Source organism: Streptomyces sp. NPDC002130 (assembly GCF_040296465.1).
Lineage (GTDB): Bacteria > Actinomycetota > Actinomycetes > Streptomycetales > Streptomycetaceae > Streptomyces.
This window is the reverse complement of sequence record NZ_JBEOXI010000033.1, coordinates 15,218-39,892: the sequence shown is the minus strand read 5'-3', so window position 1 is coordinate 39,892 and position 24,675 is coordinate 15,218. Positions and strand designations below refer to the sequence as shown.

Below are 24,675 nucleotides of genomic sequence, written 5' to 3'. Positions count from 1 at the left end.
GTGGGGAAAACCCGGACGCGATGGCCGGGGCCGACCTACTCTCGAGTTGTGCCAGGCGCGTCGGGTCGGGTGCTTGTTGTGGACGACAACAAGGTCATCCGGCAGTTGATCAGGGTCAACCTCGAGCTTGAGGGGCTGGAGGTCGTGACCGCGGCCGATGGTGCCGAGTGTCTCGATGTCGTGCATCAGGTGCGGCCCGATGTCGTGACCCTCGACGTCGTCATGCCCCGGCTGGACGGGCTGCGGACCGCCGCTCGCCTCCGTGCCGACCCGCGGACCCGGGACATGCCCCTCGCCATCGTCAGCGCCTGCGGCCACCACGAGATCGAGGCCGGACTCGAAGTGGGCGTCGACGCCTTCCTCGCCAAACCCTTCGAGCCCGCCGAACTGGTCCGCATGGTGCGCCAGTTGATGGAGCGAGCCCGGGGCGGGGGCCGGCAGCGCGGCGGTGGCCCCGACACCGACGGCGGTGGTGCCCTAGGGAAGGAACCGGTGAGGGGCCAGGAGAAGGAAGTGGATCTTCCCGCCGTACCGTAGGCGGGTGGCACCGGCGCAGGCCCCCAAACGCCGGGCAGCGGCCACCGGCGCAGGTTCCGACACAGAGCAGCGTCCACTCCTGAACACAGGGCAGCGTCCACATCCCGGACCGTAGGGAAACCGGCTCGCATACCCACCCCCTTCCTCCCATACGCTTGTCCCGTGACCCCCGCCGAGCTCTCCCGCACCGTGCTGCACGCCGTGCGTCGCGCCGTCGATGCAGGTGAGCTCAGCGTGCCCGTTCCGGAGCGGGTCGTGGTCACTTCGCCGGGGCCCGGCGGGTGTGGCGACTACGCCAGCAACATCGCCCTCCAGCTGGCCCGCGCGGCGGGGCAGCCGCCGCAGCATGTCGCCGAGGTCCTGCGGGCACGGCTCCTCGACGAGCAGCGGTTCACCGACGTCGTCGTCACCGGGCCCGGCTTCCTCAACCTCACCCTGCCCGGCACCGCCTCGGCCGACCTCGTCGAGGAGATCCTGCGCCGCGGACTGCGCTACGGGCACGCCACGGCCGGGTTCAGCGGGACCGCCATCCGGCTCTCGTGCAGGGCGGAGGTTCGTGCCGTGGTGGTCGCGGACGCCGTGATCCGTGTGTTGCGCAGCCAAGGGGACTTCGTCCGGGTCGAGTGCGAGGGGCGGCCCGCCCCGGAGTGGGAGTCCGTCCTCGGGGCCGACGTCACCACCCGGGGGCCGCGCATCGCCGACCGGTACGTCCGTATCGACCCCGTCCCCGCCCCCGCCGACCCCCTGCCCCTCGGCCGGGACGCCGGCCGCTGGGCGCTGCTGCACCCCGCCGCCCACGACCGGCCCAAGATCCCCGGCGACCACCTCGTCCAGCGGGAGAGCAACCCCCTCTTCCGCGTCCGGTACGCCCACGCCCGCACCCGGGCCCTCCTGCGCAACGCCGCCGACCTCGGCTTCCACCCCGAGCCCGGTCCCGTGAGCGAAGCGGAAGCGCTGCTCGCCGCACTCGGCGATCACCCCCGCGTCCTCGCCGCCACCGCCACGCAGCACACCCCCGACCGCCTGGCCCGGCACCTCGTCACCGTCGCCGATGCCGCGATGCCCCTGCTCCCCGCCGTGCTGCCCCGCGGTGAGGAGAAACCCTCGGCCGCCCACCGTGCCCGGCTCGCGCTCGCCGAAGCCGCCGGGACGGTGCTGGCCGGCGGCCTGTCCCTGCTCGGCATCGACGCACCCGACCATCTCTGAGAGACACGAACAGATCATGAGCCGTTCCGCACACCCCGCCGGGCCCCGTCACGCAGATGTCCTCCCCGAGGGGCACTACTCCGCCCCGCCCGCCGACCTCAACGCGCTGGACCCCAAGGTGTGGGCCCAGACGGTGACCCGTGACGCGGACGGGGTCGTGACCGTCGGCGGCATCCCCGTCACCCGGCTCGCCGAGGAGTTCGGCACCCCCGCCTACGTCCTCGACGAGACCGACTTCCGGGCCCGCGCGCGTGCCTGGCGCACCGCCTTCGGGGCCGACGCCGACGTCTTCTACGCCGGCAAGGCGTTCCTCTCCCGTGCCGTCGTGCGCTGGCTGAACGAGGAGGGGCTGAACGTCGACGTCTGCTCCGGCGGCGAGCTGGCCACCGCCCTGTCCGCCGGCATGCCCGCCGAGCGCATCGCCTTCCACGGCAACAACAAGTCCGTCGACGAGATCACCCGGGCGATCGAGGCCGGTGTCGGGCACATCGTCCTCGACTCCTTCCAGGAGATCGTCCGCGTCGCGCACATCGCGCAGAGCCTCGGAAAGCGGCAGAAGGTCCTCATCCGCATCACCGTCGGCGTCGAGGCCCACACCCACGAGTTCATCGCCACGGCCCACGAGGACCAGAAGTTCGGCATCCCGCTGGCCGGCGGGCAGGCCGCCGAGGCCGTACGCCGGGCCCTGCAGCTCGACGGGCTCGAGCTCGTCGGCATCCACAGCCACATCGGGTCGCAGATCTTCGACATGTCCGGGTTCGAGGTCGCCGCCCACCGGGTCGTCTCGCTCCTGAAGTCCGTCCGCGACGAGCACGGCGTCGAGCTGCCGGAGATCGACCTCGGTGGCGGTCTCGGCATCGCGTACACCAGCGACGACGACCCCCGCGAGCCGCACGAGATCGCCAAGGCGCTCACCGAGATCGTCACCAGGGAGTGCGAGGCCGCGAAGCTGCGCACGCCGCGGATCTCCGTCGAGCCGGGGCGCGCCATCGTCGGCCCGACCGCCTTCACGCTCTACGAGGTCGGCACCATCAAGCCCCTCGACGGACTGCGGACCTACGTCTCCGTCGACGGCGGCATGTCGGACAACATCCGCACGGCGCTGTACGACGCCGAGTACAGCGTCGCCCTGGTCTCGCGCACCTCCGAAGCCGAGCCGATGCTCGCCCGCGTCGTCGGCAAGCACTGCGAGAGCGGGGACATCGTGGTCAAGGACGCGTTCCTGCCGTCCGACGTGGCACCGGGTGACCTGCTCGCCGTACCGGCCACCGGCGCGTACTGCCGCTCCATGGCCAGCAACTACAACCACGTGCTCCGCCCGCCGGTCGTCGCCGTCGACGGTGGTGAGGCCCGGGTGATCGTCCGCCGCGAGACCGAGGAGGACCTGCTGCGTCTCGATGTCGGCTGACCGGCACAGGCCGGCATCGGCAGGCGGCGGAAGATCTCCTGTCTTCCGCCTCCGCGAAAATGAAATAGACATCTCACGATCCGGACCGGGGGCAGAAACTCCCGTCCGGTGAGTGAGACTGGTTCCACCGTAGACGGTAAAGAGGAAACGAGGTCGGATGATGCGTACGCGTCCGCTGAAGGTGGCGCTGCTGGGCTGTGGAGTGGTCGGCTCAGAGGTGGCGCGCATCATGACGACGCACGCCGACGACCTCGCGGCCCGCATCGGGGCCCCGGTGGAGCTCGCGGGCGTGGCCGTGCGGCGGCCCGACCGGGTGCGCGAGGGCATCGCCCCCGAGCTCGTCACCACCGACGCCACCGCCCTCGTCAAACGCGGCGACATCGACGTCGTGGTCGAGGTCATCGGCGGCATCGAGCCCGCCCGGACCCTCATCACCACCGCCTTCGAGCACGGCGCCTCCGTCGTTTCCGCCAACAAGGCGCTGCTCGCCCAGGACGGGGCCGCCCTGCACGCCGCCGCCGAGCAGCACGGCAAGGACCTCTACTACGAGGCCGCCGTCGCCGGTGCCATCCCGCTGGTCCGGCCGCTGCGCGAGTCCCTCGCCGGCGACAAGATCAACCGGGTGATGGGCATCGTCAATGGCACGACGAACTTCATCCTCGACAAGATGGACTCCACCGGCGCCGGCTACCAGGAGGCCCTCGACGAGGCCACCGCCCTGGGGTACGCGGAGGCCGACCCGACCGCCGACGTCGAGGGCTTCGACGCCGCAGCCAAGGCCGCGATCCTCGCCGGCATCGCCTTCCACACCCGCGTGCGCCTCGACGACGTCTACCGCGAGGGCATGACCGAGGTGACAGCGGCCGACTTCGCCTCCGCGAAGGAGATGGGCTGCACCATCAAGCTGCTCGCCATCTGCGAGCGGGCCGGCGACGGGGCGTCCGTCACCGCGCGCGTGCACCCGGCCATGATCCCCCTGAGCCACCCGCTGGCCTCGGTCCGCGGCGCCTACAACGCCGTGTTCGTCGAGTCCGACGCCGCCGGGCAGCTCATGTTCTACGGCCCCGGAGCGGGCGGTTCCCCCACCGCCTCCGCCGTGCTCGGCGACCTCGTCGCCGTCTGCCGCAACCGGATCGGCGGCGCGACCGGACCGGGCGAGTCCGCCTACGCCGCGCTGCCGGTGTCCCCGATGGGCGACGTCGTCACGCGGTACCACATCAGCCTCGACGTAGCTGACAAACCGGGTGTTCTCGCCCAGGTCGCGACCGTCTTCGCCGAGCACGGAGTCTCGATCGATACGGTTCGCCAGTCGGGGAAGGACGGCGAGGCCTCCCTCGTCGTCGTCACGCACCGTGCGTCCGACGCCGCCCTCACCGGGACCGTCGAGGCGTTGCGCAAGCTCGACACCGTGCGTGGTGTCGCCAGCATCATGCGGGTTGAAGGAGAGTAACCAGCAATGACCCACCAGTGGCGCGGAATCATCGAGGAGTACCGGGACCGGCTGCCGGTATCCGACAGCACGCCCGTCGTGACGCTCCGTGAGGGCGGCACGCCCCTCGTGCCCGCGCAGGTGCTCTCCGAGCGCACGGGCTGCGAGGTCCACCTCAAGGTCGAGGGCGCGAACCCGACCGGGTCCTTCAAGGACCGCGGCATGACCATGGCCATCACCCGGGCCAAGGAGGAGGGGGCGAAGGCCGTCATCTGCGCCTCCACCGGCAACACGTCGGCCTCCGCCGCCGCGTACGCCGTGCGGGCCGGGATGGTCTGCGCCGTCCTCGTGCCGCAGGGCAAGATCGCGCTCGGCAAGATGGGCCAGGCCCTCGTGCACGGCGCGAAGATCCTCCAGGTCGACGGCAACTTCGACGACTGCCTCACGCTCGCGCGCGGCCTGAGCGACAACTACCCCGTGGCGCTGGTCAATTCGGTCAACCCGGTCCGTATCGAGGGTCAGAAGACGGCCGCCTTCGAGATCGTGGACATGCTCGGCGACGCGCCCGACATCCACGTCCTGCCCGTCGGCAACGCGGGCAACATCACGGCCTATTGGAAGGGCTACACGGAGTACGCCGCCGACAAGGTGGCGACCCGGACCCCGCGGATGTGGGGTTTCCAGGCCTCCGGCAGCGCCCCGATCGTGCGCGGCGAGGTCGTCAAGGACCCCTCCACCATCGCCACGGCCATCCGCATCGGCAACCCGGCCTCCTGGCAGTACGCGCTTGCCGCGCGGGACGAGTCGGGCGGTTTCATCGACGAGGTGACGGACCGTGAGATCCTGCGCGCCTACCGGCTGTTGGCGTCGCAGGAGGGCGTCTTCGTCGAGCCGGCGTCCGCCGCGTCCGTCGCCGGTCTGCTGAAGGCCGCCGAGCAGGGCAAGGTCGACCCGGGGCAGCGGATCGTGTGCACCGTCACCGGCAACGGGCTGAAGGACCCCGACTGGGCCGTCGCCGGCGCCCCGCAGCCGGTCACCGTACCCGTCGACTCGGCGGCCGCGGCGGAGCGCCTCGGTCTGGCCTGACCTGCGGCGGTGCACCGAGCGCCGGTGCACCGCCGGACACGGTCCGGCGTAAGACGGCGCTTGCCCGGGGGAGTTCCCTACGGGGGGTGCATAGGGGGCTTACGACACGCATCGTGCGCCTCCTGTGCGCCCTATGTCGCCACAGAACCTTCCTTCGATAGGCTGTACCGAACCCGCCCGCCGCATATGCCTCCGCATGAGCACGGCGCCGCGCCGTCTCCGCGGCCTGGCAGCGGCCGGCCACCCCGGTCGGCAGCGGCCTCCAGGGTTCTCGTACGCCATCGAATGTCCACTGAACGTCATTCGACAATCACCGCAGCTCAAGGAGAGTCATCGAGCGATGGCCGGTCCAGCGTTCCGCGCCGCCGCCGTCCGGGTGCGCGTCCCCGCCACCAGCGCCAACCTCGGCCCGGGCTTCGACGCCCTCGGCCTCGCGCTGGGTTTGTACGACGACGTGGTCGTCCGGGTGGCCGACTCCGGGCTGCACATCGACATCGCGGGTGAGGGAAGCGAGACGCTCCCGCGGGACGAGAAGCACCTGCTCGTCCGTTCTCTGCGCACGGCCTTCGACCTGCTCGGCGGACAGCCGCGCGGTCTGGAGATCGTCTGCGCCAACCGCATCCCGCACGGCCGGGGACTCGGCTCCTCCTCGGCGGCCATCTGCGCGGGAATCGTCGCCGCCCGCGCCGTGACCATAGGGGCGGACGCGAAGCTCGACGACACCGCGCTGCTCGAACTCGCCACCGAGATCGAGGGCCACCCCGACAACGTCGCGGCGTGCCTGCTGGGCGGCTTCACGCTGTCCTGGATGGAGGGCGGCGCGGCGCGCGCGATCAGGATGGATCCCGCGGATTCCATCGTTCCGGTGGTTTTTGTCCCCGGAAAGCCGGTACTCACGGAAACGGCGCGCGGCCTGCTCCCGCGCACCGTTCCGCACGTCGACGCTGCCGCCAACGCGGGCCGGGCGGCCCTGCTCGTCGAGGCCCTGACGCGCCGTCCCGAACTGCTGCTGCCGGCCACCGAGGACCGCCTGCACCAGGAGTACCGCGCCCCCGCCATGCCCGAGAGCGCGGCACTGGTGGAGCGGCTGCGCGGCGACGGCATCCCCGCGGTCATCTCCGGCGCCGGACCCACGGTCATGGCGCTCGCCGACGCCGAGACCGCCGACAAGGTCGAGGCCCTGGCGGGCGCGGAGTGGGCCGCGAACCGGCTGCCTCTCGATCAGCAGGGCGCGAGCGTGCTGCCGCTCGCGACCTCCGGTGACATCTAAAAGCGCTCGGTTACCGGATTTCGAGAGGGGGAATGTTTGTTGGATCCGGTAGTGTTAATCTCAAGTCTGCACCCGACCCCACCATGGCGAGGTGCCTCGTGTCCCCGTCCGGGACAGACATTCTTCCGGGAGCCCCCCAAGCCGCACTGTGTTCCGTACGTCGGACCGTACGCCGTACGAGGACACTGAGCGGGGCGCAGGGCACGCTCCGGAACCGGTGCGACCACGCCGCGTGACACTGACACTGGGTGCCACGGCTCAAGGAAGTGCCATCACCAGATTCCTCCGCCGCTCAGGCGGACAACCGCCCCGGCACGGTTCACACCACACGAACCGAAGCCGGACAGCACAAACGGTCGCCGAGCCAGACAGGCCGACGTCCGCTCCAGGGAAGGACCCTTCGTGAGCGACACCACCGATCTGATGGGCGCACGTGTCGAGGAGACCGCTGCCGCGCCCGCCACGGACGCCTCCGCGCCTGCCAGCGGTGCCGGCTCCCGGCGGCGCCGCGGTACCGGCCTCGAAGGCATGGTGCTGGCCGAGCTGCAGCAGGTCGCCTCCGGCCTCGGTATCAGGGGCACCGCGCGTATGCGCAAGAGCCAGCTGATCGAGGTCATCAAGGAGGCGCAGGCGTCCGGCGGCGCCGCTCCGGCCGCGAAGGCCGACGCCCCCGCCGAGACCAAGCCCAAGCGCCGCGCCACCTCGCGGACCCGTACGGGCGACAACGCCGAGAAGGCGGACAAGAAGGCGGATGCGAAGGAGGCCTCCCAGGCCCCCGCGGACAAGGCCGACAAGGCCGTGGCCCAGCAGCAGATCGAGATTCCCGGCCAGCCGGCCGGGGGGCCCTCCCGCGACGGGTCCCGCGCGAGCGCGGGCGAGCGTGGGGGAGACGAGGCGCCCGAGCGCCGTCGCCGTCGGGCCACCGCCGAGGCCGGAGCCCCGGCGTCCGCCGCGGAGACCGTCGTCGCCGAGGCGAAGAACGACACCAAGGCCGAGACGCCGGCCCAGTCGCAGCAGCAGTCCCAGAACAATGACGCCAAGTCCGACGCCGGTGACGGCGGCGAGGGCCGTCGTCGCGACCGTCGTGACCGCGGAGAGCGTGGTGACCGCGGCGACCGTGGTGACCGCGGTGGCCGGGACCGCGACCGCCGCGGCGGCAAGGGCGACGACCAGCAGGGCGGCGGCCAGCGCGGCCAGCAGCAGAGCCAGCAGGGCGGCGGCCGTCAGGACCGGGGACAGCAGCAGGATGACGATGACTTCGACGGTGGCCGTCGTGGCCGTCGCGGACGCTACCGCGACCGCCGTGGCCGTCGCGGACGCGACGACATCGCCTCCGAGCCGCAGATCACCGAGGACGACGTCCTGATCCCGGTCGCGGGCATCCTGGACATCCTCGACAACTACGCGTTCATCCGCACGTCCGGCTACCTGCCCGGCCCGAACGACGTGTACGTCTCCCTCGCCCAGGTCCGCAAGAACGGCCTGCGCAAGGGCGATCACGTCACCGGTGCCGTGCGTCAGCCGAAGGACGGGGAGCGGCGCGAGAAGTTCAACGCGCTGGTGCGCCTGGACTCCGTCAACGGCATGGCGCCCGAATCCGGGCGTGGGCGGCCGGAGTTCAACAAGCTGACGCCGCTGTACCCGCAGGACCGCCTCCGTCTGGAGACGGACCCGGGCGTGCTCACCACCCGCATCATCGACCTCGTGTCGCCGATCGGTAAGGGCCAGCGTGGTCTGATCGTGGCCCCGCCGAAGACCGGCAAGACCATGATCATGCAGGCGATCGCCAACGCGATCACGCACAACAACCCCGAGTGCCACCTGATGGTCGTCCTCGTCGACGAGCGTCCGGAAGAGGTCACCGACATGCAGCGGTCGGTGAAGGGCGAGGTCATCTCCTCGACCTTCGACCGCCCGGCCGAGGACCACACCACCGTCGCCGAGCTCGCCATCGAGCGCGCCAAGCGCCTGGTGGAGCTGGGTCACGACGTGGTCGTGCTGCTCGACTCGATCACCCGTCTGGGCCGTGCGTACAACCTCGCCGCCCCGGCCTCCGGCCGCATCCTGTCCGGTGGTGTCGACTCGACTGCCCTGTACCCGCCGAAGCGCTTCTTCGGTGCGGCCCGCAACATCGAGGACGGCGGCTCGCTGACGATCCTCGCCACCGCCCTGGTGGACACCGGGTCCCGCATGGACGAGGTGATCTTCGAGGAGTTCAAGGGCACCGGCAACGCGGAGCTCAAGCTCGACCGGAAGCTCGCCGACAAGCGCATCTTCCCGGCGGTGGACGTCGACGCGTCCGGTACCCGCAAGGAAGAGATCCTGCTCGCGCCCGACGAGCTCGCCATCGTCTGGAAGCTGCGCCGGGTGCTGCACGCCCTCGACCAGCAGCAGGCGGTCGAGCTGCTGCTCGACAAGATGAAGCAGACGAAGTCGAACGCCGAGTTCCTGATGCAGATCCAGAAGACCACCCCGACGCCGGGCAACGGCGACTGAGGTTAGTCGACCGAGGCCAGGCGACTCGGGTAAGGACTGCACAAGAGGGCCGCTCCCCGAACGGGGGCGGCCCTCCGTGCTGTGCGTGTGCGGGTAGGATCACGCTCTCTTCGAACTTGTGATCCCGAGGGGGGACATTCGTGGGTACACCCATGCCCGGGGGCGGTCGGCACAGACGCCGGATACGCATCGGACTGCCTGTCGCCGCGGCCGGTGTCGCCGCCGCCGTGGCCGGCGCCCTGCTGACGACGTCCGCTGACGCGGCCACCCCGCTGCCGAAGCCGACGGTCAAGCCCGCCGTCAGCTCGCCGTCGCTCGCCGAGCTGGAGAAGCGCGTCGCGGGCGCCATGGCCGGTGACGACGTCGCGGGCAAGACGAGCAAGGCCTCGCTCAGCTCCGGCACCACCAGCCGCATCGACCCGAAGATCATCGGCGGCAACGAGACCACCATCAGCACGGCCCCGTGGATGGCGCAGCTCCACTACTACGACGACCGGGGCACCGCCGGCACCGCCGACGACATCGGCTTCTTCTGCGGTGGCGCCGTCGTCGCGCCGACGAAGATCCTCACCGCCGCGCACTGCGTCAAGGGCTACAACTGGAACGCCAACGGCGCCGTCGTCACCGGCACCTCCCAGCTGCCCTCGGCCGACGGCACCGACCTGCACGGCGGCACCGTCACCGGCGTCTGGCGGCAGTGGAACCACCCGTCGTACAACGCCAGCACCATCGACAACGACATCGCGGTGCTGACCCTGCCCGTCCCGGTCAAGGCCACCCCGATCCGGATGACGACCTCCGGCGACACCACGTCGTACAAGGCCGGCACCAGCGCCAAGGTCTACGGCTGGGGCCGCACCAGCTCCACCAGCGACGACATCTCCGAGACGCTGAAGACGGCCACGCTGCCCATGCAGTCCGACACGACGTGCTCCGGCGCGTACGGCGCGGACTTCGTCAAGGGCCACATGGTCTGCGCGGGCAAGCCCGCCTCCGGCAGCGACACCGGTACCGTCTCCGCCTGCAACGGCGACTCCGGCGGCCCCCTGGTCGTCAACAACCGGATCGTCGGTGTCGTGTCCTGGGGCGTGACCGACTGCGTCGCGAAGGGCGCCTACAGCGTCTTCGCCAAGGTCAGCTCCTACGTCGGCGCCGCCTACCCGCGCCTGGACGACACCAACGTCAACGGTGACCACAAGGCCGACCTGTGGGTGCGCAACGCCTCCACCACGACCGGCTACTCCAAGAACTCCAACGGCACGTCCTTCGCCGCCCGTGAGTCCTGGGGCGACTGGAACGGCGTCAACGTCGTCCTGCAGACCGACCTCGACCGTGACGGCTACCAGGACCTGGTCTACCGGGCCAGCTCCACCGGCGACGTCTTCTGGACGCACTACGTCATCTCCAGCGGCACCTGGTCCACCAAGCAGATCGCCGACAACTGGAAGACCCGCACCCGGATCATCACCCCCGGCGACGTCACCGGCGACTACCTGCCCGACCTGCTCTCGGTCGACTCCGCGGGCGTCATGTGGATCTACCCGGGCAAGGGCAACGGCACCTTCGCGCCCCGCGTGAAGGTCGGCTCCGGCTGGAACCAGTACAACTCCGTGCGCGGCAAGGGCGACTTCAACGGGGACGGCAAGACCGACCTGATCGCCCGCAGCAAGTCCGGCAGCGCCATCTACCTCTACAAGGGCACCGGCAAGGCCGGCTCGGGCGCGTTCTCGGCCCGGGTCAAGGTGCGCACCTGGGCCGACTACAACGCCTTCGACGCGCCCGGCGACGTCACCGGCGACGGCAAGGCCGACTTCCTGGCCCGCACCCCCGGCGGCACGCTCTACCTGTACGCGGGCACCGGCAAGGGGACCAGCGAGATCTTCGCCACAAGGAAGTCCGTCGGCACCGATTTCAAGCAGTACGACATCTTCGGCTGAAATTGCAGGTGAGCGGGGTTCGTCCCGCTGAGCCCAACACACACTGTGCCCACCGTCCTACGCGGTGGGCACAGTCCGTTGTGCAACCCTTTCCCGAGTTTCCCCGTCTGACCAGGTGGGGCGACGATAGTGCGGGATGGTTCCTTTTCGGCCACGCCTGGCACTGACCGCAGGGGGTAAGCGACCGTAGAAGAGCTGAGGAGTACATGTCTGCCGAGAGCACGCCGGATCCGGGCATACCGGGAAGCAACGGCATCCACGGAGCGCGTCACCGCGGCAAGGGCCGGCGACGCAAGCCCCACAGACGCCGCAAGGGCTTGATGATCACGGCCTGGACCACCGCGGGCATCGTCGTGCTGGGTGGCGCCGGAGCCGGTTACCTGTACTTCAAGCTCAACGGCAACCTCAAGAGCGTCGACATCGACCAGGCTCTCGGCACGGACCGGCCCGAGAAGGCCGACAACGGCTCGGAGAACATCCTCGTCCTCGGCTCCGACACCCGCGCCGGGGGCAACAAGAAGCTCGGCGGCGGCACCGACGACGGCAGCGCCCGCTCCGACACGGCGATGATCGTGCACATCTACAAGGGCCACAAGAAGGCCAGCGTCGTCTCCATCCCGCGCGACACCCTGATCGACCGCCCGTCGTGCACGGACACCAAGGGCAACGAGTACCCCGCCGCCCGCAGCGTGATGTTCAACTCCGCGTACTCCACCGGCGGGGCCGCATGCGCCGTGAAGACCGTCGAGTCGATCACCGACCTGCGCATGGACCACTACCTGGAGGTCGACTTCGCCGGCTTCCAGAGGCTCATCGACGACCTCGGCGGCGTCGAGATCACCACGACCAAGAGCATCGACGACCCCGACAGCCATCTGAAGCTGAAGGCGGGCACCCACACGCTCGACGGCAAGCAGGCCCTGGGCCTGGTCCGCACCAGGCACGGCGTCGGCGACGGCTCCGACCTGGGCCGCATCCAGCTCCAGCAGGCCTTCATCAAGGCCCTGGTCAACCAGATCAAGGATGTCGGCGTCTTCTCGAACCCCAAGAAGCTGCTCGACCTCGCGGAGACCGCGACCAAGACGGTGACGACCGACTCCGACCTGGGCTCGGTCAACAAGCTCGCCTCCTTCGCGAGCGGCCTCCAGGGCATCAGCCCGTCCCACATGCACATGGTCACGATGCCGGTGGCCTACGACCCGGCCGACCCCAACCGCGTCCTCCTCCGGGAGAAGAAGGCCGACGAGATCTGGAAGGCCCTGCAGAACGACAGGCCGATCCCGAAGAGCGCGACCGAGGGCAACGCCTCCGGCGAAGCCAAGGGCGTCGTCAGCGCACCTTGAGGATCGCGCCCCGTCAGGGGCGGGGGCTGTATCGATGTGCGGCTCCGCCGCGTGGGCGCGAACAACCCGAGACGGCCCGCTGGAATAGATCACCGCAACCCCCGGTTTTGGGAGTAGGCCCCAGTCCTGGCAGACTGGTACGTCGGCTCCGGTTCACGCTCCCGCACCCCGCGGCGGCGACCCGGCGCCCTCCCGAAACTAGGAGACACCTTGAAGCGCGACATCCACCCCGAGTACGTCGAGACGCAGGTCAGCTGCACCTGCGGCGCGTCGTTCACCACCCGCAGCACCATCGAGTCCGGCACCATCCGCGCCGATGTCTGCTCCGAGTGCCACCCGTTCTACACGGGCAAGCAGAAGATCCTCGACACCGGTGGCCGTGTGGCCCGCTTCGAGGCCCGCTTCGGCAAGGCCGCCGGCTCCAAGAAGTAGCGAGCCTCAATTCGCCGGTCCACGGACGCGCCCCCTTCACCGGGCGCTCCGGGACCGGCGTTTTTGGTCGCCCGCCCTTCACCCCCGTCCGTACACAGGAGCCCCAAGATGTTCGAGGCCGTCGAGGAACTCGTCGCCGAGCACGCCGACCTGGAGAAGAAGCTCGCCGATCCGTCGGTCCACGCCGACCAGGCCAACGCGCGCAAGCTGAACAAGCGTTACGCCGAGCTCACCCCCATCGTCGCCACGTACCGCTCCTGGACGCAGACGGGCGACGACATCGAGACCGCGCGTGAACTGGGCGCCGACGACCCGGAGTTCGCCGCCGAGGTCAAGGAGCTGGAGAAGGCGCGCGAAGGGCTCACGGAGAAGCTGCGCCTCCTGCTCGTCCCGCGTGACCCCAGCGACGACAAGGACGTCATCCTCGAGATCAAGGCGGGCGCGGGCGGCGACGAGTCGGCGCTGTTCGCCGGCGACCTGCTGCGCATGTACCTGCGCTACGCCGAGCGCGTCGGCTGGAAGACCGAGATCATCGACGCCACCGAGTCCGAGCTGGGCGGTTACAAGGATGTCCAGGTCGCCGTGAAGACCAAGGGCGGCCAGGGCGCGACCGAGCCGGGCCAGGGCGTCTGGGCGCGGATGAAGTACGAGGGCGGCGTGCACCGTGTGCAGCGCGTGCCCGCCACGGAGTCCCAGGGCCGTATCCACACCTCCGCGGCCGGTGTGCTCGTCACGCCCGAGGCGGAGGAGGTCGACGTCGAGATCAACCCGAACGACCTCCGCATCGACGTCTACCGGTCCTCCGGGCCCGGCGGACAGTCCGTCAACACCACCGACTCCGCCGTGCGCATCACGCATATTCCGACCGGAGTCGTCGCCTCCTGCCAGAACGAGAAGAGCCAGCTGCAGAACAAGGAGCAGGCTCTGCGTATCCTGCGCTCCAGGCTGCTCGCAGCGGCGCAGGAGGAGGCGGAGAGGGAGGCCGCCGACGCCCGTCGCAGCCAGGTCCGCACGGTCGACCGCTCCGAGAAGATCCGCACGTACAACTTCCCGGAGAACCGCATCTCGGACCACCGCGTCGGCTTCAAGGCGTACAACCTGGACCAGGTCCTGGACGGCGACCTCGACGCGGTGATCCAGGCCTGTGTTGACGCGGACTCGGCGGCGAAGCTGGCGGCTGCGTAAGGCAGGCACGAGCACGTACGAGTGATCACGTACGAGTACTACGGAGGACTTGCGTGAACCTGCTGCTCGCGGAGGTGGCCCAGGCCACCCAGCGGCTCGCCGACGCCGGCGTGCCCTCGCCGCGTACCGACGCGGAGGAACTCGCCGCGTTCGTGCACGGCGTCAAGCGCGGCGAGCTGCACTCCGTCAGGGACTCCGACTTCGACGCCCGCTACTGGGAGGTCATCGCCCGCCGCGAGGCCCGCGAACCGCTCCAGCACATCACCGGGCGCGCCTACTTCCGCTACCTGGAACTCCAGGTCGGCCCCGGGGTGTTCGTGCCGCGGCCAGAGACGGAGTCCGTGGTCGGCTGGGCCATAGACGCCGTACGGGCCATGGACGTCGTCGAGCCGTGCATCGTCGACCTGTGCACCGGCTCCGGCGCCATCGCGCTCGCCCTCGCCCAGGAGGTGCCGCGCTCGCGCGTGCACGCCGTGGAGCTGTCCGAGGACGCCCTCAAGTGGACCCGCAAGAACGTCGAGGGGTCCAGGGTCGACCTGCGGCAGGGCAACGCGCTGACGGCCTTCCCGGACCTGGACGGCCAGGTCGACCTGGTCATCACCAACCCGCCGTACATCCCGCTAACCGAGTGGGAGTACGTCGCCCCCGAGGCGCGGGACTACGACCCCGACATGGCCCTCTTCTCCGGCGAGGACGGCCTCGACCTCATCCGCGGCCTGGAGCGCACGGCGCACCGGCTGCTGCGCCCGGGCGGCGTGGTCGTGGTCGAGCACGCCGACACCCAGGGCGGCCAAGTGCCGTGGATCTTCGCCGAGGACCGCGGCTGGACCGACGCGGCCGACCACCCGGACCTGAACAACCGCCCGCGTTTCGCCACGGCCCGCAAGGCACTGCCGTGAGCACACCGGGCACCCCGCGGTCTTCGCGGACTTCGTGGACTTCATCCCAGCAGCACGTGTACGAGGAGGCCAGCTAAAGATGGCACGGCGATACGACACCAACGACGCGACCGACCGTGTGACCGGTCTGCGCGAGGCAGCGTCCGCCGTCCGCCGTGGCGAGCTCGTGGTGCTGCCGACGGACACGGTGTACGGCATCGGCGCCGACGCGTTCTCCTCGGAGGCGGTCGCCGACCTGCTGGAGGCGAAGGGCCGGGGCCGCAACATGCCCACCCCTGTCCTCATCGGCTCCCCGAACACGCTGCACGGCCTCGTCACGGACTTCTCCGAGCTCGCCTGGGAGCTGGTCGACGCCTTCTGGCCGGGTGCCCTGACGCTCGTCGCCCGGCACCAGCCGTCCCTGCAGTGGGACCTGGGGGACACCCGTGGCACAGTCGCCGTGCGCATGCCACTGCACCCGGTCGCCATCGAACTGCTGACCGAGGTCGGCCCCATGGCCGTCTCCTCCGCCAACCTCACCGGCCACCCTGCGCCGGAGGACTGCGACGCCGCGCAGGAGATGCTCGGCGACTCCGTCTCCGTCTACCTCGACGGCGGCCCGACCCCCGGCATCGTGCCCTCGTCGATCGTCGACGTGACCCGTGAGGTGCCGCTGCTGCTGCGCGCGGGCGCCATCTCCGCGGACGAGCTCCGAAAGGTCGTACCCGACCTCGAGGTGGCGAATTGACGGCCCCTGGATCGGGGCGTGGCATAGGCAACGGGGAAAGCGCGGCGGAGATCACGACGACGTTCGTGGGGCTTCCGCGTGACAGCTTCCGGATCCTCCACGTCAGCACCGGCAACGTGTGCCGCTCGCCCATCACCGAGCGGCTGACCCGCCATGCGGTGCGGGAGCGGCTCGGCATCCTGGGCGGCGGGCTGATCGTGGAGAGCGCGGGCACCTGGGGCCACGAGGGCGCGCCCATGGAGTCCCACGCGGAGACCGTCCTGGCCGATTTCGGCGCGGACGCCTCCGGCTTCACCGGGCGCGAGCTCCTCGACGAGCACGTGATCCGCGCCGACCTGGTGCTGACCGCCACCAGGGACCACCGTGCGCAGGTCATCTCCATGGGCCACTCGGCGGGCCTGCGGACCTTCACGCTCAAGGAGTTCACCCGCCTGGTCAAGGCCATCGACCCGGCGACCCTGCCGCCCCTGGAGGAGGGCGTGGTCGTCCGCGCGCGTGCGCTGGTCCGCGCCGCGGCCGCTCTACGCGGGTGGCTGCTGGCGCCGACGGCCGAGGCGGACGAGGTCTACGACCCGTACGGCGCCCCCCTGACGTTCTTCCGGTCCATCGGGGACGAGATACACCAGGCGCTCGACCCGGTGGTCACGGCCCTCACGGGTGTACCCGCAAAGACGTAACAGCCGAGCGCCCCGCGGGCCCCGGGCCTACATTGGTCGTACGTCACCACGGCGAGTGAGCCGACCGACTCAGGCGCCCGGAGGCGAACCGCCCGGAAAAACGTCGCCCGGAGCCCACCATGACGGTCACCCCTGCCATCGAGGCCGACGCCCTGCGCCGCCAGGACCCCGAGCTCGCCGACGTCCTGCTCGGAGAGCGGGAGCGGCAGTCGACCACGCTCCAGCTGATCGCCGCGGAGAACTTCAGCTCACCGGCCGTGCTGGCCGCCCTCGGGTCCCCGCTCGCGAACAAGTACGCCGAGGGCTACCCGGGCGCGCGGCACCACGGCGGCTGCGAGGTCGTCGACGTCGCCGAACGCCTCGCCGTCGAGCGGGCCACGCACCTGTTCGGTGCCGACCACGCCAACGTCCAGGCGCACTCGGGCTCTTCGGCGGTGCTCGCCGCCTACGCCGCCCTGCTCCGCCCCGGCGACACCGTCCTCGCGCTCGGGCTGCCCTACGGCGGCCATCTCACGCACGGTTCACCCGCCAACTTCTCGGGCCGCTGGTTCGACTTCGTCGGATACGGCGTGGACGCCGAGTCGGGGCTCATCGACCACGAGCAGGTGCGCACCCTGGCCCGTACACGACGGCCCAAGGCGATCGTGTGCGGCTCGATCGCCTATCCCCGCCACCTCGACTACGCGTTCTTCCGCGAGGTCGCCGACGAGGTGGGCGCGTACCTCATCGCGGACGCCGCGCACCCCCTCGGACTCGTCGCCGGGGGAGCGGCCCCGAACCCGGTGCCCTACGCGGACATCGTCTGCGGGACCACCCACAAGGTGCTGCGGGGCCCGCGCGGCGGTGTGATCCTGTGCCGCGCGGAGCTGGCCGAGCGGGTCGACCGGGCCGTGTTCCCTTTCACACAGGGCGGTGCGCAGATGCACACCATCGCCGCGAAGGCGGTCGCGTTCGGGGAGGCGGCAACACCGGCGTTCGCCGCGTACGCCCATCAGGTGGTGGCGAATGCGCGGGTTCTGGCGGCCCGGCTGGCCGCGGCCGGCCTGGTCGTCACCACCGGCGGCACGGACACCCACCTGATCACCGCCGACCCGGCGCCGCTCGGCGTCGACGGACGCACCGCCCGGGGCCGTCTCGCCGCGGCCGGCCTGGTCATGGACTGCTGCGCGCTGCCGCACGGTGACGCCCGGGGGCTCAGGCTCGGCACGGCCGCGATCACCACGCAGGGCATGGGCGAGGCGGAGATGGTCCGGATCGCCGGACTGTTCGCCGGGGTGCTCCGGGGCGTGACGGATCCCTCAAGAGCCCGTGAAGAAGTGCGGGAGCTGGCCGGTGGATTTCCGCCGTATCCGGCGTGAGCCGGGGTAAGCGCATCAGGGTGCACAGCCACTCGTGCAACCATCATCGCTACCCGGAAGTCCCCACCCATATGCGCGCATCGCTAGGGTGTGGGGCTGAGATGGCCAGCGAGACCTGTGGGGAAGCCCGTGCGTGAATACCTCCTGACGCTCTGCATCACGGCCGCGGTGACGTATCTGCTGACAGGGCCGGTACGGAAGTTCGCGATCGTGGCCGGAGCGATGCCGGAGATCCGGGCGCGGGACGTGCACCGGGAGCCCACTCCGCGCCTCGGCGGTATCGCCATGTTCTTCGGCCTGTGCGCGGGCCTGCTGGTCGCCGACCACCTGACCAACCTCAACCAGGTCTTCGAGACGTCGAACGAACCCCGGGCGCTGCTGTCCGGGGCGGCGCTGATCTGGCTGATCGGTGTGCTGGACGACAAGTTCGAGATCGACGCCCTGATCAAGCTGGGCGGGCAGATGATCGCCGCGGGCGTGATGGTCGTGCAGGGTCTGACGATCCTGTGGCTGCCGATCCCGGGTGTCGGCTCGGTCGCGCTCACCCAGTGGCAGGGCACCCTGCTCACGGTCGCCCTGGTCGTCATCACCATCAACGCGGTCAACTTCGTCGACGGCCTGGACGGCCTCGCGGCCGGCATGGTCTGCATCGCCGCCACGGCGTTCTTCCTGTACGCCTACCGCATCTGGTACTCGTACGGCATCGAGGCCGCCGCCCCGGCCACCCTCTTCTCGGCGATCCTGATGGGCATGTGCCTGGGCTTCCTGCCGCACAACATGCACCCGGCGCGGATCTTCATGGGCGACTCGGGTTCGATGCTGATCGGCCTGGTCCTTGCCGCCGGCGCGATCTCCATCACGGGGCAGGTCGACCCGGACGCGCTCAACCTGTACGTCGGCTCCGAGAAGGAGGCCGTGCACCAGACGGTCCCCGTCTACATCCCGCTGCTGCTGCCGCTGACGATCATCGCGGTGCCGGCCGCCGACCTGATCCTGGCGATCGTGCGTCGCACCTGGCGCGGCCAGTCCCCGTTCGCCGCCGACCGCGGCCACCTGCACCACCGGCTGCTGGAGATCGGCCACTCGCACAGCCGCGCGGTGCTCATCATGTACTTCTGGTCCGCGCTGATCGCCTTCGGCGCACTCGCCTACTCGGTCAACTCGGCGTCCATGTGGATCGTGCTCGGTGTGGTGTTCCTGAGCGCGATCGGTCTGATCCTGCTTCTGCTGCCGCGCTTCACGCCCCGCGCCCCGCGCTGGATGGAGCGCTTCGTGCCACCGCGCTACCGGCGCCGCGGCTCGGTCGCTGCCCTCTCACCCGAGGCCTCGACGCCGGCGCCCGCGACGGACCAGCACTCCGCCACCGGGGCCGAGACCCGCACCCCCGTGGTGTCCGGGGTCGCCGGTGTCAACGGTGCGACCGCCATCGGCCCCCGTTCGCGCCTGGCCGACCGGCGCAAGGCGGGGACAAGGTAAGAATCTGACTAGAGCATTGCCAAGTCGTGGGGATGCGATGGGGGTGCGAAGCGCCCCAATACCAGACATCTCGGCGCGGTTCCCGCTCAGACGCGCAGGTTCACTCTCATGTGTGACAGTCCGCACACCTCCAGGTAAAGACTGCATCAAATAGTTTGTGATACGGTTCACGAGAACCCCCCGGATAGAGCCGAAGGACCGCAGTGCGACGGTCCATTGGCGTGAGGTCTCCACTCAGCCCGGGACTACGCTCGTCCATGACGACACCCTGCCCCCTGCGAAAGCGGAGTTGCCGCCATGCCGTCCAATGACGCCCGGATCCTGGCCCAGGCTGCCGTGCCCACGGCTGCCGTCGGTGCTGTCGCCGCCGTCGTCAGTGGTGTGGTCGTCGGCGGCAAGGGTGCGATCGGGGCGGTCGTCGCGACGCTCATCGTGATCCTCTTCATGGGGATCGGCCTCTATGTTTTGCAGCGCACTGCCAAATCGCTTCCGCACCTGTTCCAGGCGATGGGCCTGATGCTCTACGCGGCACAGATTCTCCTGCTGTTCATCTTCGTCGCCGCGTTCAAGAACACGACGCTGTTCAACCCCAGGGCCTTCGCGATCACGCTCGTTGTCGGCACCCTCGCTTGGATCGCCGCGCAGACGCGTGCCCACATGAAGGCCAAGATCCTTTATGTCGAGCCCGACTCGATGAAGGGCGAGAAGCCCGAAAAGTCGGGGCACTCGTCGTGAGGGATAGGGCCGGGATAAAGAGGCATGAGATCTCCTGCTATCGTCCGGTGCCAACTGCGGCATCGCGGGCGCGGGCATCTGAGCTGACGCCTGCTCCATCGCGAGGCGAGATGCCCCACAGCCGCCCCCACATCCGTAACACCAGTCCCGTGCCGAACCGCGGCCCTGTGCCGCGCCGACACAACGAGGTTGCCGTACCCATGCGTCACGCCGAAGGAGCCCGCGGTGAGTGCTGACCAGACCCAGCTCGCCTTTGACTGGAGCTGTCGGATCATGTCCGACAACGGGTGTGGTTTTCCGGCTCCGGGCCTGCACTCGTTCCTCTTCAAGCCGATTGCCACGGTTGGAGGGTTCGAGTTCAACAAGGTGATGCTGCTTGCCATCGTCACCACGCTTCTGGTCATCACCTTCTTCACCCTCGCCTTCGGCAAGGCGAAGGTGGTGCCGGGCAAGCTTCAGATGATCGGCGAGGCCGGCTACGACTTCGTGCGCCGCGGCATCGTCTACGAGACCCTCGGCAAGAAGGAGGGCGAGAAGTTCGTCCCCCTCATGGTCTCGCTCTTCTTCTTCATCTGGATCATGAACATCTGGTCCGTGATCCCGCTGGCGCAGTTCCCGGTGTCGTCGATCATCGCCTACCCGGCGGTCCTGGCCGCGGTCGTCTACGTGACCTGGGTGTCACTCACCTTCAAGCGGCACGGATTCGTCGGGTTCTTCAAGAACGTCACTGGCTACGACAAGTCACTCGGCCCGGTGCTGCCGCTCGTCATGGTCATCGAGTTCTTCTCGAACCTGCTCGTCAGGCCGTTCACGCACGCCGTGCGACTGTTCGCGAACATGTTCGCCGGCCACCTCATGCTGGTCATGTTCACCGTTGCCTCGTGGTACCTGCTGAACAGCTGGATGATCCCCGCAGCCGGTATCTCCTTCGTCATGACCATCGCGATGATCGGCTTCGAACTCTTCGTGCAGGCTGTCCAGGCGTACGTCTTCGTACTCCTCGCCTGCACGTACGTCCAGGGCGCTCTCGCCGAGCACCACTGACACAACCACTCTCAGCCCCCAGAACGTCCGGTGGCCAACCCCCATCGGTCCTGAAAGAGAAGGAAGATCCAGCATGGCTGCCCTTGAGACCCTCGCCGCCGTCGAAGGCAACCTCGGCTCCATCGGCTACGGCCTTGCCGCCATCGGCCCCGGCGTCGGCGTCGGCATCATCTTCGGTAACGGCACCCAGGCCCTGGCCCGCCAGCCCGAGGCGGCCGGTCTGATCCGTGCCAACCAGATCCTCGGTTTCGCGTTCTGTGAGGCGCTCGCCCTCATCGGCATCGTCATGCCGTTCGTCTACTAAAGACGACCGGACGATCGAAACCTTTTAACGGAAGGCACTGATGTGATCGCCAACCTGGTGCAGCTGGCGGCCGAGGAGAAGCAGAACCCGCTCATTCCTCCCGGCCCCGAGCTGCTCGTCGGCACCATCGCCTTCGCCATCGTGTTCTTCTTCTTCTGGAAGAAGCTGCTTCCGAACATCAACAAGGTTCTGGAGGAGCGCCGCGCGGCGATCGAAGGCGGTATCGAAGAGGCCGAGACCATGAAGGTCGAGGCCCAGAGCGTCCTTGAGCAGTACAAGGCACAGCTCGCCGAGGCCCGGCACGAGGCCGCGCGCCTGCGCCAGGAGGCGCAGGAGCAGGGTGCCACGCTCATCGCCGAGATGCGGGCCGAGGGCCAGCGTCAGCGCGAGGAGATCGTCGCCGCCGGTCACTCCCAGATCGAGGCCGACCGCAAGGCCGCCGCGTCCGCGCTCCGCCAGGACGTCGGCAAGCTCGCCACCGACCTGGCCGGCAAGCTCGTCGGGGAGTCCCTCGAGGACCACGCCCGCCAGAGCCGCGTGATCGACCGGTTCCTCGACGAGCTCGAGGAGAAGGCCGAGGCCGGGCGATGAACGGAGCGAGCCGCGAGGCCCTGGCAGCCGCACGTGAGCGTCTCGACGCGCTGACGGACTCGACGTCCGTGAACGCGGCTTCGCTCGCCGACGAGCTGGCCGCCGTCACCGCGCTGCTCGACCGCGAGGTGTCGCTGCGTCGGGTCCTCACCGACCCGGCGCAGGCCGCAGAGGCGAAGGCCGAGCTGGCCCAGCGTCTGCTCGGCACCCAGGTCAGCGGCCCCGCCGCCGACCTGGTGGCCGGCATGGTGCGCTCCCGCTGGTCGCAGTCGCGCGACCTGGTGGACGCCCTGGAGGTGCTGGCCAACACCGCCGACCTCACCGCCGCGCAGCAGGCCGGCAAGCTCGACGACGTCGAGGACGAGCTGTTCCGGTTCGGCCGGATCGTCTCCGGCAGCACCGAGCTGCGGGCCGCGCTGACCGACCGCAAGGCCACCACCTCGGCCAAGGGCGAGCTGCTGCGCAGCCTGCTCGGCGGCCGGGCCCAGTCGGCCACCGAGCGTCTGGTCACGCGCCTTGTGACCGCGCCGCGGGGACGTAGCCTGGAGGCGGGACTCGAGTCCCTGTCCAAGCTGGCCGCCGACCGCCGGGACCGCATGGTGGCGATCGTCACCTCGGCGGTACCGCTGAGCGACCCGCAGAAGCAGCGCCTGGGCGATGCCCTCGCGAAGCTCTACGGCCGCCGGATGCACCTCAACCTGGACGTGGACCCCGAGGTCCTCGGCGGAATCCGGGTGCAGGTCGGCGACGAGGTCATCAACGGCTCCCTCGCGGACCGCATCGAGGACGCCAGCCGCCGGCTCGCCGGCTGAGCAGCAACTCAATAGGCACAACGTACTTACGACGGCCCTGGTTGGGCCGTGCAGAAGAATCCTGGGGGTCGCCCCCAGACCCCCAAAGTGAAACTTCGGGCCCAACAAGGAGAGCAGGGAACCCAGATGGCGGAGCTCACGATCCGGCCGGAGGAGATCCGGGACGCGCTGGAGAACTTCGTCCAGGCGTACAAGCCGGACGCGGCCTCGCGCGAGGAGGTCGGTACGGTCACCTTCGCCGGTGACGGCATCGCGAAGGTCGAGGGCCTGCCCTCGACCATGGCCAACGAGCTGCTGAAGTTCGAGGACGGCACCCTCGGCCTCGCCCTCAACCTCGAGGAGCGCGAGATCGGTGCCATCGTCCTCGGCGAGTTCAGCGGCGTCGAGGAGGGCCAGCCGGTCTCCCGTACCGGTGAGGTTCTCTCCGTTGCGGTGGGCGAGGGCTACCTCGGCCGCGTGGTGGACCCCCTCGGCAACCCGATCGACGGCCTCGGCGAGATCGAGACCGAAGACCGTCGCGCCCTGGAGCTGCAGGCCCCGGGCGTCATGGTCCGCAAGTCGGTGCACGAGCCGATGGAGACGGGCTACAAGGCCGTCGACGCGATGACCCCCGTCGGCCGTGGCCAGCGTCAGCTGATCATCGGTGACCGCCAGACCGGCAAGACCGCCCTGGCCGTCGACACGATCATCAACCAGCGCGACAACTGGCGTTCGGGCGACCCGAGCAAGCAGGTCCGCTGCATCTACGTCGCCATCGGCCAGAAGGGCTCCACGATCGCCGGTGTGCGCGGCGCTCTGGAGGAGGCCGGCGCGCTGGAGTACACGACCATCGTCGCCGCCCCGGCGTCCGACCCGGCCGGCTTCAAGTACCTTGCGCCGTACACCGGTTCGGCCATCGGCCAGCACTGGATGTACCAGGGCAAGCACGTCCTGATCATCTTCGACGACCTGTCGAAGCAGGCCGACGCCTACCGCGCCGTGTCGCTGCTGCTGCGCCGCCCGCCGGGCCGTGAGGCCTACCCGGGTGACGTCTTCTACCTGCACTCCCGTCTGCTGGAGCGCTGCGCGAAGCTCTCCGACGAGATGGGTGCCGGCTCGATGACCGGTCTGCCGATCGTCGAGACCAAGGCCAACGACGTCTCGGCGTTCATCCCGACCAACGTCATCTCCATCACCGACGGCCAGTGCTTCCTGGAGTCGGACCTGTTCAACGCCGGTCAGCGCCCCGCGCTGAACGTCGGTATCTCCGTCTCCCGAGTCGGTGGTTCCGCGCAGCACAAGGCGATGAAGCAGGTCTCCGGCCGTCTGCGCGTGGACCTCGCCCAGTTCCGTGAGCTGGAGGCGTTCGCCGCCTTCGGTTCGGACCTGGACGCCGCGTCCAAGGCGCAGCTGGAGCGCGGTCAGCGCATGGTCGAGCTGCTGAAGCAGCCCCAGTACCAGCCGATGGCCACCGAGGACCAGGTCGTCTCCGTCTGGGCCGGCACCACCGGCAAGATGGACGACGTCCCCGTCGCCGACATCCGCCGCTTCGAGAAGGAGCTGCTGGACTACCTGCACCGCAAGGAGCAGGGTCTGATGACCTCCATCCGCGAGGGCGGCAAGATGTCCGACGACACCCTTCAGGCTGTCGCCGAGGCCATCGCGGAGTTCAAGAAGCAGTTCGAGACCTCCGACGGCAAGCTGCTCGGCGAGGACACCCCGGCTGCCGGCAAGTGACGACGGA

At 69.8% G+C, this 24,675-nt stretch carries 22 protein-coding genes; all 22 read left to right on the top strand.

Going from position 1 to position 24,675, the window contains the following annotated elements; genetic code table 11:
* Positions 1–537: a response regulator gene (locus tag ABT116_RS09100; protein ID WP_351629949.1), complete on the top strand. Its 537-nt coding sequence runs from the start codon at positions 1–3 to the stop codon at positions 535–537.
* Between the two features lie 162 nt (positions 538–699).
* On the top strand, positions 700–1,743 hold the full coding sequence (nrtL, locus tag ABT116_RS09095; protein ID WP_351629946.1) for an ArgS-related anticodon-binding protein NrtL: 1,044 nt from the start codon (positions 700–702) through the stop codon (positions 1,741–1,743).
* Positions 1,744–1,759: 16 nt separating this feature from the next.
* A complete protein-coding gene (gene lysA, locus ABT116_RS09090; protein ID WP_351629944.1) occupies positions 1,760–3,151 on the top strand; it encodes a diaminopimelate decarboxylase in 1,392 nt (463 codons plus the stop codon).
* A gap of 157 nt (positions 3,152–3,308) precedes the next feature.
* Positions 3,309–4,601 carry a homoserine dehydrogenase gene (locus ABT116_RS09085; RefSeq protein ID WP_351629941.1) on the top strand — a complete coding sequence of 431 codons (1,293 nt, stop codon included), beginning with the start codon at positions 3,309–3,311 and terminating at the stop codon, positions 4,599–4,601.
* Positions 4,602–4,607: 6 nt separating this feature from the next.
* On the top strand, positions 4,608–5,666 hold the full coding sequence (gene thrC / locus ABT116_RS09080; protein ID WP_351629938.1) for a threonine synthase: 1,059 nt from the start codon (positions 4,608–4,610) through the stop codon (positions 5,664–5,666).
* Positions 5,667–6,006: 340 nt separating this feature from the next.
* Positions 6,007–6,936, top strand: coding sequence for a homoserine kinase (gene thrB / locus ABT116_RS09075; protein ID WP_351629936.1), 930 nt, complete (start codon positions 6,007–6,009; stop codon positions 6,934–6,936).
* A 402-nt stretch (positions 6,937–7,338) separates the two neighbouring features.
* Positions 7,339–9,432, top strand: a complete 2,094-nt coding sequence (gene rho, locus ABT116_RS09070; protein ID WP_351629933.1) for a transcription termination factor Rho — start codon at positions 7,339–7,341, stop codon at positions 9,430–9,432.
* Positions 9,433–9,584: 152 nt separating this feature from the next.
* Positions 9,585–11,369, top strand: coding sequence for a trypsin-like serine protease (locus tag ABT116_RS09065; RefSeq protein ID WP_351629974.1), 1,785 nt, complete (start codon positions 9,585–9,587; stop codon positions 11,367–11,369).
* A 206-nt stretch (positions 11,370–11,575) separates the two neighbouring features.
* A complete protein-coding gene (locus tag ABT116_RS09060) occupies positions 11,576–12,712 on the top strand; it encodes an LCP family protein (RefSeq protein ID WP_351629931.1) in 1,137 nt (378 codons plus the stop codon).
* Positions 12,713–12,922: 210 nt separating this feature from the next.
* Positions 12,923–13,144, top strand: a complete 222-nt coding sequence (gene rpmE / locus ABT116_RS09055; RefSeq protein WP_003992975.1) for a 50S ribosomal protein L31 — start codon at positions 12,923–12,925, stop codon at positions 13,142–13,144.
* A 108-nt stretch (positions 13,145–13,252) separates the two neighbouring features.
* Entirely contained in the window at positions 13,253–14,329 is a 1,077-nt protein-coding gene (gene prfA, locus ABT116_RS09050) for a peptide chain release factor 1 (protein WP_351629928.1), read from the top strand.
* A 53-nt stretch (positions 14,330–14,382) separates the two neighbouring features.
* Positions 14,383–15,228, top strand: coding sequence for a peptide chain release factor N(5)-glutamine methyltransferase (prmC, locus tag ABT116_RS09045; RefSeq protein ID WP_351629926.1), 846 nt, complete (start codon positions 14,383–14,385; stop codon positions 15,226–15,228).
* 79 nt (positions 15,229–15,307) lie between these two features.
* Positions 15,308–15,955, top strand: coding sequence for an L-threonylcarbamoyladenylate synthase (locus ABT116_RS09040; RefSeq protein WP_062929085.1), 648 nt, complete (start codon positions 15,308–15,310; stop codon positions 15,953–15,955).
* Entirely contained in the window at positions 15,952–16,632 is a 681-nt protein-coding gene (locus ABT116_RS09035) for an arsenate reductase/protein-tyrosine-phosphatase family protein (RefSeq protein ID WP_030854960.1), read from the top strand. Before ABT116_RS09040 ends, ABT116_RS09035 begins: the two co-directional genes overlap by 4 nt.
* Before the next feature lie 119 nt (positions 16,633–16,751).
* Positions 16,752–17,990 carry a serine hydroxymethyltransferase gene (gene glyA / locus ABT116_RS09030; RefSeq protein ID WP_351629922.1) on the top strand — a complete coding sequence of 413 codons (1,239 nt, stop codon included), beginning with the start codon at positions 16,752–16,754 and terminating at the stop codon, positions 17,988–17,990.
* 129 nt (positions 17,991–18,119) lie between these two features.
* On the top strand, positions 18,120–19,466 hold the full coding sequence (locus ABT116_RS09025) for an MraY family glycosyltransferase (RefSeq protein WP_351629919.1): 1,347 nt from the start codon (positions 18,120–18,122) through the stop codon (positions 19,464–19,466).
* A 297-nt stretch (positions 19,467–19,763) separates the two neighbouring features.
* Positions 19,764–20,201 carry a Cg1360 family ATP-synthase-associated protein gene (locus ABT116_RS09020; protein WP_351629916.1) on the top strand — a complete coding sequence of 146 codons (438 nt, stop codon included), beginning with the start codon at positions 19,764–19,766 and terminating at the stop codon, positions 20,199–20,201.
* Positions 20,202–20,426: 225 nt separating this feature from the next.
* Entirely contained in the window at positions 20,427–21,245 is an 819-nt protein-coding gene (gene atpB, locus ABT116_RS09015) for a F0F1 ATP synthase subunit A (RefSeq protein ID WP_502983843.1), read from the top strand.
* 73 nt (positions 21,246–21,318) lie between these two features.
* Positions 21,319–21,549 carry an ATP synthase F0 subunit C gene (gene atpE / locus ABT116_RS09010; RefSeq protein WP_030049631.1) on the top strand — a complete coding sequence of 77 codons (231 nt, stop codon included), beginning with the start codon at positions 21,319–21,321 and terminating at the stop codon, positions 21,547–21,549.
* 42 nt (positions 21,550–21,591) lie between these two features.
* Positions 21,592–22,140: a F0F1 ATP synthase subunit B gene (locus tag ABT116_RS09005; protein WP_306929906.1), complete on the top strand. Its 549-nt coding sequence runs from the start codon at positions 21,592–21,594 to the stop codon at positions 22,138–22,140.
* On the top strand, positions 22,137–22,952 hold the full coding sequence (locus ABT116_RS09000; protein ID WP_351629913.1) for a F0F1 ATP synthase subunit delta: 816 nt from the start codon (positions 22,137–22,139) through the stop codon (positions 22,950–22,952). Before ABT116_RS09005 ends, ABT116_RS09000 begins: the two co-directional genes overlap by 4 nt.
* A gap of 126 nt (positions 22,953–23,078) precedes the next feature.
* Positions 23,079–24,668 carry a F0F1 ATP synthase subunit alpha gene (gene atpA, locus ABT116_RS08995; protein ID WP_351629910.1) on the top strand — a complete coding sequence of 530 codons (1,590 nt, stop codon included), beginning with the start codon at positions 23,079–23,081 and terminating at the stop codon, positions 24,666–24,668.
* The last annotated feature ends 7 nt before the right edge of the window (positions 24,669–24,675 follow it).